This window comes from Streptomyces sp. 1331.2 (assembly GCF_900199205.1).
Lineage (GTDB): Bacteria > Actinomycetota > Actinomycetes > Streptomycetales > Streptomycetaceae > Kitasatospora.
In genome coordinates this window covers 620,135-636,775 of record NZ_OBMJ01000001.1, presented here as the reverse complement: position 1 = coordinate 636,775, position 16,641 = coordinate 620,135, and the positions used below count along the sequence as shown (strand labels likewise).

Annotated in this window: 13 protein-coding genes; 3 read left to right on the top strand and 10 right to left on the bottom strand. The window is 71.1% G+C overall.

The window, feature by feature from the left end; genetic code table 11:
* Positions 1 to 93: 93 nt before the first annotated feature.
* The 10 genes from CRP52_RS02800 to CRP52_RS02755 form a co-directional block, all read right to left on the bottom strand.
* On the bottom strand, positions 94 to 921 hold the full coding sequence (locus CRP52_RS02800) for an extracellular catalytic domain type 1 short-chain-length polyhydroxyalkanoate depolymerase (protein WP_257032247.1): 828 nt from the start codon (positions 919 to 921) through the stop codon (positions 94 to 96).
* Positions 922 to 1,634: 713 nt separating this feature from the next.
* A complete protein-coding gene (locus tag CRP52_RS02795; RefSeq protein ID WP_097234910.1) occupies positions 1,635 to 3,302 on the bottom strand; it encodes a hypothetical protein in 1,668 nt (555 codons plus the stop codon).
* 575 nt (positions 3,303 to 3,877) lie between these two features.
* The gene (locus CRP52_RS02790; RefSeq protein WP_257032246.1) at positions 3,878 to 6,355 is read right to left on the bottom strand and encodes an RICIN domain-containing protein; all 2,478 of its coding nucleotides are present in this window, start codon (positions 6,353 to 6,355) and stop codon (positions 3,878 to 3,880) included.
* Between the two features lie 233 nt (positions 6,356 to 6,588).
* The gene (locus tag CRP52_RS02785; RefSeq protein WP_097234909.1) at positions 6,589 to 7,473 is read right to left on the bottom strand and encodes an SMP-30/gluconolactonase/LRE family protein; all 885 of its coding nucleotides are present in this window, start codon (positions 7,471 to 7,473) and stop codon (positions 6,589 to 6,591) included.
* A 44-nt stretch (positions 7,474 to 7,517) separates the two neighbouring features.
* The gene (locus tag CRP52_RS02780; RefSeq protein ID WP_097234908.1) at positions 7,518 to 8,483 is read right to left on the bottom strand and encodes a sugar kinase; all 966 of its coding nucleotides are present in this window, start codon (positions 8,481 to 8,483) and stop codon (positions 7,518 to 7,520) included.
* Complete coding sequence (locus CRP52_RS02775) at positions 8,480 to 9,103, bottom strand: bifunctional 4-hydroxy-2-oxoglutarate aldolase/2-dehydro-3-deoxy-phosphogluconate aldolase (RefSeq protein ID WP_097234907.1); 624 nt, start codon at positions 9,101 to 9,103, stop codon at positions 8,480 to 8,482. The genes CRP52_RS02780 and CRP52_RS02775 overlap by 4 nt, the downstream gene beginning before the upstream one ends.
* A gap of 18 nt (positions 9,104 to 9,121) precedes the next feature.
* The gene (locus tag CRP52_RS02770) at positions 9,122 to 9,955 is read right to left on the bottom strand and encodes a hypothetical protein (RefSeq protein ID WP_097234906.1); all 834 of its coding nucleotides are present in this window, start codon (positions 9,953 to 9,955) and stop codon (positions 9,122 to 9,124) included.
* Positions 9,949 to 11,094, bottom strand: coding sequence for a galactonate dehydratase (dgoD, locus tag CRP52_RS02765; RefSeq protein ID WP_097234905.1), 1,146 nt, complete (start codon positions 11,092 to 11,094; stop codon positions 9,949 to 9,951). Before dgoD ends, CRP52_RS02770 begins: the two co-directional genes overlap by 7 nt.
* Positions 11,091 to 11,807, bottom strand: coding sequence for a FadR/GntR family transcriptional regulator (locus tag CRP52_RS02760; protein WP_097234904.1), 717 nt, complete (start codon positions 11,805 to 11,807; stop codon positions 11,091 to 11,093). The genes dgoD and CRP52_RS02760 overlap by 4 nt, the downstream gene beginning before the upstream one ends.
* 61 nt (positions 11,808 to 11,868) lie before the next feature.
* The gene (locus tag CRP52_RS02755; protein ID WP_097234903.1) at positions 11,869 to 12,636 is read right to left on the bottom strand and encodes an SDR family NAD(P)-dependent oxidoreductase; all 768 of its coding nucleotides are present in this window, start codon (positions 12,634 to 12,636) and stop codon (positions 11,869 to 11,871) included.
* A gap of 188 nt (positions 12,637 to 12,824) precedes the next feature.
* On the opposite strand from CRP52_RS02755, the gene CRP52_RS02750 reads away from it, so the two are divergent.
* From CRP52_RS02750 to CRP52_RS02740, 3 genes are read left to right on the top strand one after another with little or no spacing between them, the layout of a single operon-like run.
* On the top strand, positions 12,825 to 13,874 hold the full coding sequence (locus CRP52_RS02750; protein WP_097234902.1) for a substrate-binding domain-containing protein: 1,050 nt from the start codon (positions 12,825 to 12,827) through the stop codon (positions 13,872 to 13,874).
* 5 nt (positions 13,875 to 13,879) lie between these two features.
* Entirely contained in the window at positions 13,880 to 15,475 is a 1,596-nt protein-coding gene (locus CRP52_RS02745; RefSeq protein WP_097234901.1) for a sugar ABC transporter ATP-binding protein, read from the top strand.
* On the top strand, positions 15,472 to 16,512 hold the full coding sequence (locus tag CRP52_RS02740) for an ABC transporter permease (RefSeq protein ID WP_097234900.1): 1,041 nt from the start codon (positions 15,472 to 15,474) through the stop codon (positions 16,510 to 16,512). Before CRP52_RS02745 ends, CRP52_RS02740 begins: the two co-directional genes overlap by 4 nt.
* Positions 16,513 to 16,641: the final 129 nt, after the last annotated feature.

The following is a 16,641-nucleotide window of genomic DNA, read 5'->3' as shown; positions in this document are numbered from 1 at the left end:
GCGCGACGTGGACATCGGGAAACCACTGCGCCCCGCCGGTGCCGGACCCTCCGTACCCGCTCACTCGCAGGCGACTTGTCACCGGCATTGGCCCTAGGGTGCCAGGCCCATGAACTTCAGGGCCAGCAGTGCCATGCCGGGTTTGGGCAGCTCGTGGCCGTACCCCTGGAAGCTGTTGGCCTCGATCGGTGGCCTCGTGCTTGCGTTGCCGTAGCGAGTCCTTGTCCAGATCGCCTGGGGCTGGTCGGTGAAGACCGGGGTTTGGCTGACATCGTGGACGTTGGTCCACTGTTTGATCTCTTCGCCGAGGTTGTGGTGGTCGAGGGCGTCGTCCTCGGTGCCGTGCCACAGCTGGATACGCGGCCGTGGCCCGCGGTAGCCGGGGTAGGCGGCGCGGACCAGGTCACCCCACTCCTGCGGGGTCTTGGAGATCTTGCCGGTGGAGCAGTCACTGTTCCAGCCGCGGAAGGTGCCGGTGTAGAAGCAGTGGTACGGCACGCCCATGAACGCCGACCCGGCTTTGAACACGTCCGGGTAGTCGGCGAGCATGACGTTGGTCAGCATCGCGCCGGAGGAGATGCCGGTCATGTAGACCCGGTGCGGGTTGGCGCCGCGGTTCGCGATCTCCCATCGCACCATCGACATCACGCCGGCCGGGTCGCTGGAGCCGTCGTGCTTCAGTGCGGCGTCCGACGCGACGTCCCAGCACTTGATGTCACCGGTGATCGAGGGGTAGACCACGATGAATCCGTACTGGTCTGCCAGTGACGCGAATTCGGTGCCGCTGAACATGTCGGGGCCGGATCCTGTGCACCAGTGCGCGGCCACGAGCACCGCCGGATGACGGGGCAGCTTGGCCGGGACGTACTCGTACATCTCGATGTTCGTGGGGTTGTAGCCGAAGTCGGCGACCCGGGTCAACGTCGCTGCGGACGCCGGTGATGCCAACGCCGATGATGCTGACGCCGTGCTGCCCGCTAGGACGCTCAGGGCCATGACCGCCGCTGTGGCTGCCTTCCTCATCCATCCTCCCCTCCTGCCGACGCGTGTCGCACGCTCCAGGCCGGCCGCCGCGACCGCGGATCGACGTCGTTGTCTGCCCATGCTTCCTCCAGCGTGCGGATCGGGTTACTGGCGGCACTGTCGGCCGATGCCCGCTCGGTGTGGCCGGATCGGCGTCGGATCTCGCGGCGGAGGCATTGGCCCCCTGCGGTCGGCCTTTCCTCATTGCAGCGTCGAAGCGCTTGGACCAGTTGTGAGGCTAGCGAGGCACCTTCCCGTTCGACAAATATTTCGATGAATCAAATCTTCATTCGACAGGGGCTGTTGGCGGACTCAGGGCCGTATGCCAAGCAGACCAAGCGCTTGAATGCCGGAGATGGCCGACGAGGTCGATGACGGTGTCCGCGATAACGCCCGCGGCCCGGACGGCCGGGTCGCGGGCGGCGTGCAGGCCGAGGGCAAAGCTGGCCCGGTCGGGGTCGACGCCGGTATGGCCCAGTCGCCCGAGCCACTGTCTGCACGGCGTTCTCGGCGGCCGGACGCCCTACGAACGCCTCAAGCAGAAGACCGAGGCCCAGGTGTGGCCGAGCTCCGGCAAATGCACGCCTAGGGCAAGATCCGCCGGACGGGCACTAGTTCCCGGACCGCGGCGGCCATTCGTAAGGGGGCAGCCTGCGGTGCACGGGGCGTTCGTTCACCGTTTGCGATTCCTTGTACGAGGCGTATCGAATCCGTCCGAAGGAAACCTCGCCATCCCGGTGCACGTCCACCCCCTCGTTCGGGAAGGAGATCCATCCCGCTCCCTCCTGGGGCCCTGACACCCAGGGGGTGACCACGCTGCGGACGTTGGTCTCGCCGGCGACCACGGTGCCCCGCTTCTTCTCGGGGTCGGTGATCTTCACGCCCGTTTCGGTGAAGGCGATGCGGCTCTTCTTCCCGTCCGGCCCTTCTGCCCAGTGTGTGGTCACGCTGTTCAGGTCGGCCCGGTCGGCCCAGACGGTTCCCCAGGCCTTTCCCTGACCGTGGAACACGTTCAGCCCGGACGGCGGGAACTCGATCCACCCGTCGCTGTCGCTGGGCCCCTGCACCCATGCGGTCTTCACGCCGTTGACGTCCGCCCGGTCGGCCCAGATGGTCCCCCGCCCCGGCTGCCCGTCCTTGTGTACGTCCACTCCGGACTGCGGGAAGTCGATCCAGCCGTCGGTGGAGTTGCGGCCGTGCACCGACTTGGTGTTCACGCGGTCCACCTCGGCCCTGTCGGCCGAGAGGGTGCCCAGCTGCGTCGAGCCGCCCTGATGGACGTTCAGGCCCGACTGCGGGAAGTCGATCCAGCCGTCGCCGGCGGTGCGGCCGTGCACAGCCCTGGTGTCCACGCGGTCCACGTCGACCCTGTCGGCCGTGACGGTTCCCAGGGCGCCGGCCCCGTTGTGGACCTCCAACCCGGCCGCGGAGAAGGTGGCACGGGTCTTGCCCGGCGCCTGCTCGACCCACGGAGTGCGCGTCCCGCTGTCGAACTCGGGGACGAGTGCGTGGACCGTGGTGGTGAGGAAGTACCCCTGGTACTGCTGCGTGGCGGTGGTCGTCCCGGCGATGAGCGTGTAGGTGGTGCCTCGCCTGGGCGCGGAGGGGGGTGACCAGGAGTAGGGCTGCTGGGTCACCCGCGGCCCCTGGACCGCCGAGTGGACGAGCACCTCGTTCCCCTGCGGATCGCGGATCCAGTAGTCGAGGTTGTCCGGCCCCTCCCACGCCAGCACGAGGTTCTGGCCGGCGTCCACGTCCACCAGGGAGTTCGTCTCCGGGCGGAAGTTGCGGGGGATCTTCGGAGTCTGCTTCACCAGCCCGAGAGTGGTGAGGGAGTTCGCCCGCCGTACGGGGAGGTTGCTGTCGCCGCCGCCGGAGCGTTCGTAGATCTTCACGCGGACCAGCCCCGCCAGGTCGGAAACCGGTATGTTCTCCAGGCTCAGGACCAGCGACTCCTCCGGGGGCAGGGTCAGCCTGCCCCCGGAGGGGTCATGCGCCCGGAAGCGGCCGAGGACACTGTCCCAGTCGAAGGTCGGCTCCGGTTCCCGGTTGACCGTGTAGTCCTTCTCGATGGTCGCGCTGATCGCGGTGGGGTTGCCCGTCAGGTCGTCGGGGCCGCTGCCGACCGGAATCTCCACGTCGATGAAATCCCACCGCACCTCGGACTGGTGGGTGTTGGAGACGATGACGTACACCGTTCCCGTGGACGGTGCCCCGGGCTGCGATGCTTGGAGCGAGGTCGGGTCGGTGAGGATGGCGTAGTTCAGCAAGGACGGCACGGTCAGGACTCCCTACGTCGGCGCTTCACGCGATGCGGGCAGAAGACGCGCAGTTGAGGCTCGGTGCTGGCAGGTGCTGGGTCAGTGCGGTGGCAGCGGTTCAAGCGGGCAGCCGACGGAGTCGGCGGTCGGCGTACGCCGCCGGTGACCGTCGGTACGGCTCTTTCGTCACTCGTCGCGGCTCGTCGGAGCCGGTGCAGGTGCCACAAGGGCTCGACACCGGCTCCCGCCGGCACCTCGGCAGACGCCCACGAGCTCCGCGTCGCACTGCTGCCCCTTCCGCCTGTACGAACTCCTCAAGCGGCATCTCGACCGGGCGTGTCATCTCCCGGGTCCGTGCTGCCACTCAGGGCAGCACCAACAGAATCGTCCCGGCGGGCGGTCCAGGAACCACGATTCTGCAGAACTGGCCCGAACAGGGCCCCCGGCGACCAAAACCGAAGCCGGCCTGGAATCTCCCTGTGCCCTGGTCAGCGGCCTGGGGTCGGTGACGGTCTTCAGGGCTTCGTCGTAGGCCTCGGCGGCCAGTTTTCGGCCGAGTTACCGACGGAGAACCGGCCGCGGTCGGGCTGGGACTATTGAGAGGTCGTCCACTGCTGGTTCGTCTTGTCGGTGCCGCAGGCCCATTGCACGGCCAGGGCGCCGTCGTTGGTGGAGGCACCGGTCACATCGAGGCATTTGCCGCTGTTGACGGACACCAGCTGCACCGCGCTGGAGCCGGCCACCGGCTGGAGCAGCCACTGCTGGTTGGCCTTGTCGGTGCCGCAGGCCCATTGCACGGCCAGGGCGCCGTCGTTGGTGGAGGCACCGGTCACATCGAGGCATTTGCCGCTGTTGACGGACACCAGCTGCACCGCGCTGGAGCCGGCCACCGGCTGGAGCAGCCACTGCTGGTTGGCCTTGCCGCTGCCGCAGGTCCACTGGAGCACCTGCGCGCCGTCGGCGGTGGAGGCACCGGTCACATCGAGGCACTTGCCGCTGTTGACGTTGGTGACCGTGGTGGCGGTCGGGCCGGCGAGCGGAGTGACGGCGACGTTGGCGAAGTCGGCGTGCTGGAAGCCGCCAACGCCCAGGCCGATCTGGCCGGTCAGGTGGGTGCGGTCCATGACCGATGCGACCTGCACGTGGTCGATGGAGGCGGTGATCGAGTCGCCGGTCATCCCGAGCGTGAGGTTGTGCCAGGTTCCGGCGCCGGCACCGGGGTAGTGGCCAGTGCCCAGAACGATGTCGGTGCTGGAGCGGTCCTCGGTGAAGAGCGTCCAGGTGCCGGTGTCGTCGATCTTCAGATGGTAGGCGGACCGGTCGTGGTCGATGTGGTCGATGCGGCCGAGCAGTTCGGCGGAGCTGCCCGACTGTTCGAGGTCGACGTCCGTACTGGCCTGGTAGTTGTTCCACCTCGGGTCGCCCAGCAGGGTGGCCGGGGTGTAGTTCATGTCCGAGTGCCAGGGCAGCGGGGCCCGGGTGATGACTTGGCGCAGGCACGTCGGGGTGCCCGCCCCGGCCGGGCAGGGCGCGGCCTCGAACGCACCGGCCCAGTCGTGGAAGTACTTCGCGGTCGCGCCGCTCTGGTAGCCGCTCAGGTCGGCCTGGTAGGGCAGCGCGAAGGTCTGCCCGGCGGGCGCGGTGGCGGTGCCCTTGCCCTGGCCGGTGGTGGTGGTCAGGCTGTACAGGTGGCCCGGCTGCAGGGTCAGCGAGTACGAGCCGGCGCGCGGGGTGACGTCCTGGGTGTGGACGAACCACTGGGCCGGGTCGGTGCTGTTCATGTCGGTGGCCCAGACGTGCACCGTACCGTTCGAAAGGCCCCCGGCGACCTTGACGTTGACGGTGGTCGCGGTCGCGGCGTCGGTGGTCTCGATGACGGTGCTGTAGTCCTTGCCGGACTTGAGGGTGACGTAGCTTCCGCTGTGCGGGTCGCCGTTGACGCCGGTGCCCGGCAGGTAGCCGGAGGCGCCGTCCAGGTACTTCCAGCCAGGCTTGGCGAACTGTGTGGTGTGGGCCATCACCCAGATGTCGCGGCCCACCCGGTAGTCGCCCGACCAGGGCTGGTCGGCCTGCAGCAGGCCGGCGTTCGACCACGGCACGTTCGACGGGTAGGAGGTGACCAGGTTCCACTTGAGGTCCGCGGTCACCTTTGCGTCGAGGTACTCGCGGTCGAGGTTGCGGGCCAGCGCGGACGGGTCCTGGGAACCGCTGTCGTTGTCGTCCTCGGAAACCCAGAGCGGCTTTCCCAGACCGGTCGCCGTGCTGCTTCCCGGGCAGTCGGTGTAGGCGGGGGTCGAGTGCCAGCACAGGCCGTGCACGCCGACCACGCCGACGGCTTTGGCGAACGCCGGATCGCTCGCCAGGTCGGCGGCCACCGACCAGTTGGCGTCGTCGTTGTCCGAGGCGACCAGCTTGGTGGCGGTGTGGCCGCTGCTGTCGAGGGAGCTCCGGAGCTTCTCGAACCAGGCCTTGTCGTAGCCGTTCTCGTTCCAGCCACCCAGGTAGCCGATGTTCAGCCCGTGGCTCTTCGCGCAGCCGAGCCAGGACTGGATGTAGGTGATGTTGTCCTCGGACCAGATGCCGCCGTTCAGCCAGCCCGGCGCGGCCCACTCCAGGCCGTAGAACGTGATGTCCGGGTTGCGGGCCTTGGCCTGCTCCATGATCCACCACTCGTAGCCGCGGTTGCAGTTGACCTCGGTGGGGGTGCGCATGTGGGAGGGCTCAGGGCCCTCGCTGGAGTTGGCGTCGCCGCCGATCTCCACCTTGAGCGTCTGTAGCGAGGCGCCGTAGCCGGGCTTGAACAGGTAGTCCAGTATCTGGCTGCGCTGCGGCTCGGGGTAGTCGACCAGCAGCCGCGAGGTGGCTCCGCCGCCGCTGATCGCCCCGAGGCCGTCGAAGGGCCGGCCGGTCGAGGTGCCGTCGATCGTGATGGTCTGTGCAGCCGCGAGCGCGGGCGCGGTGGCGGCGCTCGGGGCGGCCGGTGCCGGGGTGGCGGTGCTGGCGGTGGCGAGGCCCAGGGCCAGCGCCGCGAGCAGGGTTCCGGTTCGCGGTGCGATGGACGGTCTACGCACGAGGGTCACTCCATGTCGGGGGTGGGGATCAGGTGTTGTGCGATGACGGCTGCGGACGGCGGGGCGGGCGGACGCGGTCGTCCGGTCCGTGACCGTCTGCTCGATGCCGAAGCGCTGTTCCTCAGCCGTTGCCGTTGCCCTTCCGAGGTCGGGCCGGGACCGACGCTGTCCGAGGTCGCGGTCGGGCGGTGCGACGCCGATGCCGCGGGCCCCGTCCTGCCGGTCGGCTGCGGCTACTCCTGCCGGTAGGCGTGGGCGGGCGGGGCAGCGGAGGCGACCGGTGCGCGGAGCACGGATCCGTCCGGGCCCCCCGGGTGGTCGAGGCCATGGCGGGCGGTGGTGATCAGCAGGTGGCCGCCGGTCGGGGTGAGGCAGACGGAAGTGGGTTGGCGGGCAGGCAGGCGCAAGGTCGTCAGGAGGGTGCCGTCGGGGTGGTAGCGGTGGACGGCGCCGTGTCCCCAGATCGCCACCCAGAGGCAGCCGTCGGTGTCCACGGTCATGCCGTCCGGGGAGCCGCCGGCCGCCGTGCGGGCGAACTCCGCGTGGTCGGACGGGTTGCCGTCGGGGTCGAGGGCGTAGCGGTGGATGACGCCGGCCGCGCTGTCGGCGACGTAGAGGAGGTCGCCCGTGCTGTTGAAGGCGGGGCCGTTGACGATCGTCATGCCGTCGAGGACGCGGTGCACGGAGCCGTCGTGGTCGGTGCGGTAGAGCGATCCGGCACCCACGGTGCCGTCGTAGGGCATGCTGCCGGCCCAGAAGCGGCCCTGCGGGTCGCAGACGCCGTCGTTCATCCTGGTGGGGACGGGGGCGCCGTCCTCGGGGCGGGCGAGCCAGTCCGTACTGCCGTCGGGGCCGAGCAGCGCGATTCCCGTGCCGGCGGCGGCGATCCAGTGTCCGGGCCGGCCGCCGACCGGCGCGACGGCGCCGAGCGGGACGTCGAGGCGGGCGATCTCGCGCGGGGTTCGCGGCCCTGTGAGGTCGGGGACTTCGAGGAGGCGGCCGGCGAGGATGTCGACGTAGACGAGCCGTCCGTCGATCCAGCGGGCGCCTTCGGCGAGTTCGTGGGCGCCGACGGCCCAGACCTCGACCTGGCCGGGCGGGTTGCTTGAGAAGGACATCGGGACTCTCCAGGAGGGCTAGGGCAAGATCCGCCGGACAGGCCCTAGCGCAGGGTGGTGCCGGCGGGCTGGTCGAGGAGCGCGAGGTCGCGTCGGGTGGGCAGGCCCTCCCAGTCGCCGTGCGAGGTGACGGCGAAGGCGCCGGTGGTGGTGGCCCGGTGGAGGCGGCCTTCGACGTCGAGCCCGTCGAGCAGGCCGGAGAGGTAGCCAGCGACGAAGGCGTCGCCGGCGCCAACGACGTCGACGACGGGCACCCGGCGTGCGGGCATGCTGACGGTGCCCTGGGCGGTGCTGGCGCTGGCGCCGTCGCCGCCGCGGGTGATCACCACCTCTCCGCGCCCCTGGGCGAGGAGCGCGTCGATCGCGTCGCCCTCGGGCAGGTCCGGGTCCTCGGAGACCAGGTGCAGTTCGTCGGCGGAGGCGACCAGTACGTCGGCGAGCCGGGCCAGCGGGAGCAGGGCGGCGCGGGCCTCGGCCGGCGACCACAGGCGGGCGCGGTAGTTGACGTCGAGGCAGACGGTGATGCCGAGTTCGCCGGCCCTGGCAGCCGCCGCGTGGACGGCTTCGGCCGCCTCGGGGCTCAGCGCGGGGGTGATCCCGGTCAGGTGCAGGATGCGAACCCCGGGGTTCAGGGCTGGCAGGACGTCCGAGGACCGGAGGGCCGAGCCGGCCGATCCCGAGCGGTAGTAGGTGACGCTGACCAGATCGGCGATGCGGTCCTCGCGGGCCAGCAGACCCGTGGGCCGGCCTTCGGTGTCGAACCGAACGTGGCTGACGTCGACCTGCTCCGCGCGCAGTGTGCGCAGGACGAGCGCGCCGAACTCGTCGTCGCCGACCCGTCCGACCCAGCCGGTGCGGTGTCCGAGCCTGGCCAGCCCGATGGCGACGTTGGCCTCCGCACCCGCGACGGAGAGCCGCATCGGTGCGCCGAGCCTGACCGGGCCGGTGGCCCGTAGGGCGGCCATGGTCTCGCCGACGGTGACGACGTCGAGCGGTGGCGAGCTGGTCATGCCGCGATCTCCTCGGTCAGGGCGGTGCGCCAGCCAGCGGCGCGCGCACGAAGGGCGTTCAGGTCTCCGCCGCCGGCGGCGTCGCCGACCAGCGGTGAGCCGACGCCCACGGCGACCGCGCCGGCTGCGAGGTAGGTGCGCGCCAGGGCGGCGTCAACCCCGCCGACGGAGACGAACGGCACGCCGGGGAAGGGGTCGCGCAAGGCCTTCAGGTAGCCGGGGCCGCCCAGGGAAGCGGGGAAGAGCTTGACGGCGAGAGCGCCGTTCTCGGTCGCGGCGATCACCTCGCTGGGTGTCAGTGCGCCGATCAGCAAGGGCAGTTCCGAGGTCGTGCGGCGCAGGTCGTCGCCGAGGCCGGGAGTGACGAGGAAGCTCGCGCCGGCGTCGGCGGCGCGAGCGGCGTCCTCGCCGGTCAGCACGGTGCCGGCGCCGAGCGTGGCGTGCGGGCCGAGTTCGCGGCGGGCCTGCTCGATCACCCACAGGGCGTCGGGGGTGGTCAGCGACACCTCGGCGGCGGTGATGCCCTCTTCGGCGAGCACGAGCACGGTGCGCAGCGCCGCGTCGCGGTTGCTGCCGCGCACGATGGCCAGGGTCCGGTACGGCAGTTCGGTCAGGTGCATGGGGGTGGCCCTTGTCGGTCAGTCGGTGCGGGTGCCGGTCGCGGTGATGTCGAGGTGCCAGCGCAGTACCCCGCTGGGCGGCACTTGCGCGGCGTCTCCCGGGCCGGCCTCGGCGAGGTCGAAGACAGAGCCGAGCATCGGCTCGACTCCGATGCTGCGGTAGGGGGCCGACGCGGGGAAGCCGCGCAGGTTGCGCCAGAGGGCGACGGAGACCGGGACGTCGGCGTCGGCGTGCAGGGAGAAGGTGAGCGTGTCGGGGCCGTCGGTGACCGTCACGCCGGCGCAGTCGGTGAGGATCGCACCGACCGCGGTGCCGTCGTCGGGGCCGAGCCGGTCCAGGCGCAGGCCGTACGGGGCCGGCCACGGTCCGGTGACGTGGTGGGCGCCGTCCGGCCAGGGCTGGGCCAGCAGTTCGGCCGCCTCGGGGAAGAGCCGGGTCGGCGTGGCGTCGGGTGCGGCCAGCCGGGCCTCGGGGGTGACGTCGAGCAGGGCGTGTGCTGCCCACAGGAACCGGTAGCCCGGGTCGGCGTGCAGTTCGTAGCCGATGCGCAGCCCCGCCGGTCCGCTGTCGACGCGTCGGCTCAGGACGAAGTCGGGGCAGTGCAGGGTTTCTGCGTCGCCGTGGCGCTGCCAGGGCCGGGACCAGGCGTCGCCGTGGTCGGGGGTGCCGCGCACGGTCGGGATGCACTCTTCCAGGCCGCCGGCGTCGACGAACGTGTCGCCGGGGCGGACGGTGGCGCGGGCCGGGTCGGGGCGGTGCCAGAGCCATTCGCGTTCGCCGGCTCGCAGTGAGGTCCACCGGCCGCCGTGGGTCGGGTCGGTGCGGATGGCGATGGGCAGGTCGCTCACCATTCCGCGAACGACCCGTCCGTGTGGTGCCAGACGGGGTTGCGCCAGCGGTGTCCGGTCTCGGCGGCGCGGCGCACGGCGGCCTCGTCGATCTCGATGCCCAGGCCGGGGCCCGTGGGTCGGACGGCGTGGCCGTCGGTGAAGCGGAACGGCTCGGGGTCGAGCAGGTAGTCCAGCAGGTCGTTGCCGCGGTTGTAGTGGATCCCGAGGCTCTGTTCCTGGATGAGGAAGTTCGGTATGGAGAAAGCGAGTTGGAGGCTGGCGGCGAGGGCGATCGGGCCGAGCGGGCAGTGCGGGGCCATCGTGACGTCGTGGACCTCGGCCAGGGCCGCGATGCGCCGGACCTCGGAGATGCCGCCGGCGTGCGAGGGGTCGGGCTGGGCGACGGCGATGCCGGTGGCGAGCACGTCACGGAAGTCCGAGCGGGAGTACAGCCGTTCGCCCACGGCCAGTGGAACGGATGTCGAGTCCACCAGCCGGCGCAGGTCGCGGGAGTGTTCGGGGAGGACGGGCTCCTCGACGAACAGCGGGTGCAGGGGCTCCAGCAGGGGCAGCACCCTCCGGGACATGGCGGTGGACATCCGGCCGTGGAAGTCGATCGCCACGTCGCGCTCGTCGCCGAGGACCTCGCGCACGGCGGCCACCCGGTCGATGACGGCCCGGGTCTGGGCGGGGGTGTCGATGGGGCGCAGCTGCGCGGACCCGTTCATCTTGACGGCGGTGAAGCCGGCGTCGACCTGGGCCTGGGCGAGTTCGGCGACGTGGGCCGGGCTGTCACCGCCGATCCAGGCGTACACCCGCACCCGGTCGCGGACGTGGCCGCCGAGCAGCTGGTGGACGGGGACGCCGCAGGTCTTGCCGGCGATGTCCCACAGGGCCTGGTCGATGCCGGCGACCGCGCTGGAGAGCACCGGGCCGCCCCGGTAGAAGCCGCCCTTGGTGAGGGTCTGCCAGTGGTGCTCGATGCGCAGCGGGTCCTGTCCGACGAGGTAGTCGGCGAGTTCGTGGACGGCGGCCTGGACGGTCTCGGCGCGGCCCTCCACGACGGGCTCGCCCCAGCCGGTGATCCCCTCGTCGGTGGCGATGCGCAGAAACAGCCAGCGCGGAGCGACGAGGAACGTCTCCAGTGATGTGATCTTCATCCGGTGTCTCCCCGGTCGGCGTCGACGGTCAGCTGGTGGAGGTCGGCGGCTGCCTGGGCGAGCAGTTCCTCGACGGCGCGGGCGGCTGCGTCGGCGTCCTGGGCGCGGACGGCGTCGAGGACGGCCCGGTGTGCAGGGACGGCGTCGGCGCTGTTGTCGGCGCTGTGCACGATGTGGTCGCGCACCCGCAGGCCGGCCTCGATCACGACCTCCATACGTGTGAGGAGTTCGTTGTGGGCGGCGGCCAGCAGCGCGCGGTGGAAGGCGAGGTCGGCCTCGACCGCGGCGTGGGCGTCACTGCCTGCGGCCGCCATCTGGTCGAGGGCGTCCTCCAGCGCGGCGAGGTCGGCCTCGTCGCGGCGTTCGGCGGCCAGCCGTGCCCCGGCCGGTTCGACGATGCCGCGGACCTCGCCGAGGTTGTCCAGGAAGGCCTCGTCGGGGATGCCCCGGCCCTGCCAGCGCAGGAGGTCGCTGTCCAGCAGGTTCCAGTCGGCGCGCGGTCGCACGAAGGTGCCGCGCTTCTGGCGAGAGTCGATCAGCCCCTTGGACGCCAGGACCCGTAGCGCCTCGCGCACGACGGTCTTGCTGACGCCGAGTTCCTGCTCGATGCGGTCGGGGTGGAGCGAGTCGCCCGGGGCGTAGGTGCCTCGGACGATCTGCTCGCCGATCACCTCGACGGCTTGCCTGTGCAGGCCTCGTACCGGGTTGTTCACGGCGGTCCCCCTTCCGTTGTTCTGCGCGGGCCGGTGGCCCGCGCGCCGATCGGGTGCGTGTTCAGGATGATGCCTTGACGACGGACCAGCCGCCGTCCACCACCAGGTTCGCCCCGGTGACGTAGGAGGCGTCCGAGGAGGCGAGGAAGGCCACCGCCGCCGCGACCTCGTCGGGCCGGCCGAAGCGCTTGGCCACCGTCTCGGCGACGCTGTCGGCCCGCCCGGCCTCGTCCACCCGGTCCCAGGCCGCGGTCATGATCGGCCCGGGCACCACGGTGTTGACCCGTACCTGCGGGCCGTACTCGACTGCGAGTTGACGGCCCATCGCGCACAGCGCGCCCTTGGCGGCGGCGTACGCGGGGTGGCCCGGCAGCCCGACCAGCGCGTGCACCGAGGAGGTGAGCACCACCGAGCCCTCGCTGTCCCGCAGGGTTCCGGCGAAGGCCCGCACCGCCAGCCAGGAGGCCTTGAGGGTGACCGCGAGCTGGGTGTCCCACTCGATCTCGGTCAGTTCGTGAGCGGGCTTGACCACCACCGCGTAGGCGTTGCTGTGCAGCACGTCCAGCCGCCCGTAGCGGCTGCGCACGTGCCCGGCCAGCTCGTCCCACATGGCCGCCGAGGTCACGTCGCCGTGCCGGTACTCGGCCTGACCACCCTCGGCGGTGATGGCCTCGACCACGGCGCGGCCGGCCGAATCGGCGATGTCGACGGCGATGACGGCCGCACCCTCGGCGGCCAGTCGCCGCGCGGTGGCGGCGCCGATGCCGCTGGCGGCACCGGTGATCAGGGCGACATGGCCCTGGAATCTTCGACAGGTCTGCTCAGTCACGGCGCCACCGTAGCGCTTCTGATTAATTATGCAAATATCTTGACAGCCCTGGTCAGCCGGTCCCAGGATTCGAGCCCAGGACGACAGGCACGCAGGCAGCGCGAGGCGGAAGCCGCCGCAGCTCCCGGATCACACACCCGTAACGCCGGTCGGCTTCCTGAACACCCCCACCCTGGTAGGAGCTCGAAATGATCACTGCGCGCACCCGTGGTGCGGCCGCCGTCCTGGGCGCGGCTGTCGTCCTTGGTCTGACGGCCTGTTCGACAGGTCAGACCTCGTCGAGCGGCGCCGGGCCGGCCCCGGTCGCTCCGGTCACCGGGAAGGTCTCCCTCACCTACCTGCAGAAGCAGGGCGACCAGCAGTACTTCATCGACGAGGCCAACGGTGCCAAGGCCAAGGCCGCCGAACTCGGCATCGACCTGAAGGTGGTCAACCTGGGCAACGACGCGAACAAGACGGTCAGCGAGGTCCAGTCCGCGATCGCGCAGAAGACCAACGGCCTGATCGTCGTGGTTCCCGACCCCGCGGTGGGTCCGCAGGTGGTGCAGACCGCGCGGGACGCCAAGGTGGCCCTGCTCACCTCCGACGACCAGGTCTGCACCAACAGCCCCACCCCGGCCAACTGCGACAAGGCCAACCTCGTCCCGCGGATCGGCTTCTCCGGCCGGCAGATGGGCGCCGAGGTCGGCAAGCGCGCCGCCGAGGACTTCAAGAAGGCCGGCTGGAACGCCGCCGACACCCGCGTCATCTCCGCCTCGAAGCAGGACGTCACCGTCTGCGGCGACCGCGTGAAGGCAGCCAAGGAAGCCTTCGGCAGCGGCGCCGGCGCGAGCGTGCAGACCATCGACGTGGCCACCGACAACACCCCGACCGGTGCGCAGGACAAGGTCGCGGCGACCATCACCGCCAACCCGGGCGTCAAGCACTGGGTGGTCTGGGGCTGCAACGACGAGAACGTGCAGGGCGGCGTGACGGCCCTGCAGAACGCGGGCGTCGGCCCCGACAGCATCATCGGCGTCGGCCTGGGCGCCTACCTCGCCTGCAAGGACTGGGGCCCGGGAACGCCGTCGGGCATGAAGGCCTCGCTGTTCATCAACGGCAGCGACATCGGCGCCCTCGCCGTGCAGACCATGTACGACAACCTCACGAACGCCAAGCCGATGCCGGCCGAGGCGTTCGCCCCGACCACGATGGTCGACGCCTCCACCTGGCAGTCCGCCGGCGTGAAGTGCAGCTGAGCCGGATGAACATCCCCAGCACCGCAACGGCCGGGCCCGGGCTGGCGGCCGAATCGATCACCAAGCGGTTCGGCCCCGTCCAGGCTCTGCGAGACGTCACCCTGCACTTCCCACCCGGCCAGGTGACCGCCCTCATGGGCGAGAACGGCGCCGGGAAGTCCACCCTTCTGCGCATCCTCACCGGTGACCACCAGCCCACCGCGGGCCGGATCAGGCTGGACGGTCAGGTCCTCGACCTCGACTCGCCGACCGACGCGCGGCGCGCCGGCATCCGGATCATCCCGCAGGAACCGGAGATCATCCCGCACGTCTCCGTCGCCGAGAACGTCTACGCCGGCTCCCTGCCGCGACGCCCGGGCCGACGGCTCGACCGGGCCGAACTGCGCCGCCGGATCACCGCCGACCTCGAACGCCTCGGCTTCGACAAGGTCCTCGATCCCGACCTGCTCGGCTCCGAACTCACGGCAGCACAAAGGCAGTTGGTCGAGATCATGCGGGCCCTGACCGGCGACACCGCGCCACGGGCCATCGCCTTCGACGAGCCCACCTCCTCGCTCTCCGACCACGAGGTCGACGCCCTGTTCGCCCTCATCGGCCGACTGCGCGACGCGGGCATCGCCGTCATCTACGTCTCCCACCGCATGAAGGAGATCTTCCGGCTCGCCGACCGGATCGCCGTCCTGCGCGACGGCACCGTCGCAGGCACCGTCGACGCCAGGGCCACCAGCGAGGGCGAACTCGTGCGCCTCATGGTCGGCCGTGACCTGTCCAGCCTCTTCGCGCGCCGGCACGTGGCCGGTGACCGCGTGGTGCTGGAGGTCGACGGCCTCAGCACCGACGACGTGCACGACATCAGTCTCCAGGTCCGAGCCGGCGAGGTGGTCGCCCTGGCCGGCCTCATCGGCGCCGGCCGCTCCGAACTCGCCCTCGCCCTGGCCGGCGACACCCCCCTACGATCCGGAACCGTCCGGATCCACGGCGACCGCATCCGCCTGCGCGGCCCGGCCGACGCGATCCGCGCCGGGATCGGCCTCGCTCCGGAGGAGCGCAAGGCCCAGGCCCTGTTCCTCCAGCGCGCCATCCGCGACAACACCTCGCTCGTCAGCCTCGGCAGGCTGCGCCGTTGGCGGTTCGTCAACCGGAATCAGGAGAAGGCGCTCGCCCAGGAGTATTCGGACCGCTTGCGGGTGCGTGCCCCCTCCATCGAGGCGGAGGTCCGCACCCTGTCCGGTGGCAACCAGCAGAAGGTCGTCCTGGCCCGCTGGCTCGCCCGCAAACCCGCCCTGCTGATCCTCGACGAACCCACCCGCGGCGTGGACATCGGCGCCAAGGCCGAGATCTACCAGATCATCGCCGACCTCGCCCGCGAGGGCACCGCGATCCTGGTGATCTCCTCCGAACTCCCCGAGGTCCTCGGCCTGGCCGACCGCATCCTCGTCATGCAGAACGGCCGCATCACCGGCCGGCTCGACCACACCGAGGCCACCGAAGAGGCCATCCTCGCCCTCGCCATGGCCGACGACCTCACCCCCGACCTTCCGCACGAGACCGCCACGGCACCTCGCACCGGAACCGACCCGGCCCCCGGAGGCACCCGATGACGACTGCCCTCTCCGTCGACCGAGAGCCCGATCAGAGCGGCGGCCGGCCGGCGCCTGCCGCCGACACCCGCAACTGGCTGGCCCGGACGGGCGGTCAGAACCTGGGCCTGATCGGCGCCATGGCCCTGGTGCTCGCCGTGTTCGGGTGGCTCAACCCCAACTACCTGAGCTGGAACAACATCCAGGTCATCGCCGAGGCCGCCACCATCTCCGGCCTGCTCGCGGTCGTCCAGACCGTCGTGATCATCTGCGGCGGCCTCGACATCTCCGTCGGCTCCCAGGCCGGCCTGGCCTCCGTCACCAGTGCCATGGTCTTCACCTCCACCGGCTCCAACTCCCTCCTCGGGATCGGCGCCGCCGTCGCCATCGGCGCCGGGATCGGCATCTTCAACGGTGTCGTCATCATCCACGGCCGGGTCAACCCGACCATCGCCACCCTCGCCGGCCTCGCCGCCTACAAGGGCGTCGCCCAGCTCATCTCCAACGGCTCCGCGCAGGGCTACGTGCTCAACGACAGCCTGTTCGTCTTCCTGAGCCGGGGCAAGATCGCGGGCCTGCCGGTCATGGTCTGGCTGCTGCTGCTCGTCGCGGCCGCCGTGCACGTCCTGCTCAGGTACACCGACATCGGCCGCAACATCTACGCCCTCGGCGGCAACGACACCGCCGCCCGCCTGGCCGGCATCAACCTCAACAAGTACCTGATCGCCGTCTATGCACTCAGCGGCATGGTCGCCGCCCTCGCCGGCGTCCTGCTCACCGCCCGCACCGGCTCCGGCCAGCCCGTCTCCGGCAGCGAAGGCCTCGAACTCCAGGCCATCACCGCCGCCGCCCTCGGCGGCTGCGCCCTCAAGGGCGGCAAGGGTGGCGTCGGCGGCACCCTGCTGGCGGTCGCCCTGCTGGGAGCCCTCCAGAACGGCCTCACCGTGCAGGGCATCAACGCCTTCTGGCAGAACGTCGCCCAGGGCGCCCTGCTGGTCGCCGCCGTCGTGATCCAGCAGCGCCGCGCCCGCGAACGCGCCGTCGGCCTGCCCGCTTAGGGCCTGTCCGCGCCCCGAGGCCCCCGAAGCGGCCCGCCCTTCGTGCGAAGGGCGGGCCCACAGCACACCGCTCACCTCCCCCCGCCCCGCGTGATCTCCCCACCTAGGAGCTCTCGATGTCCCTCCCCT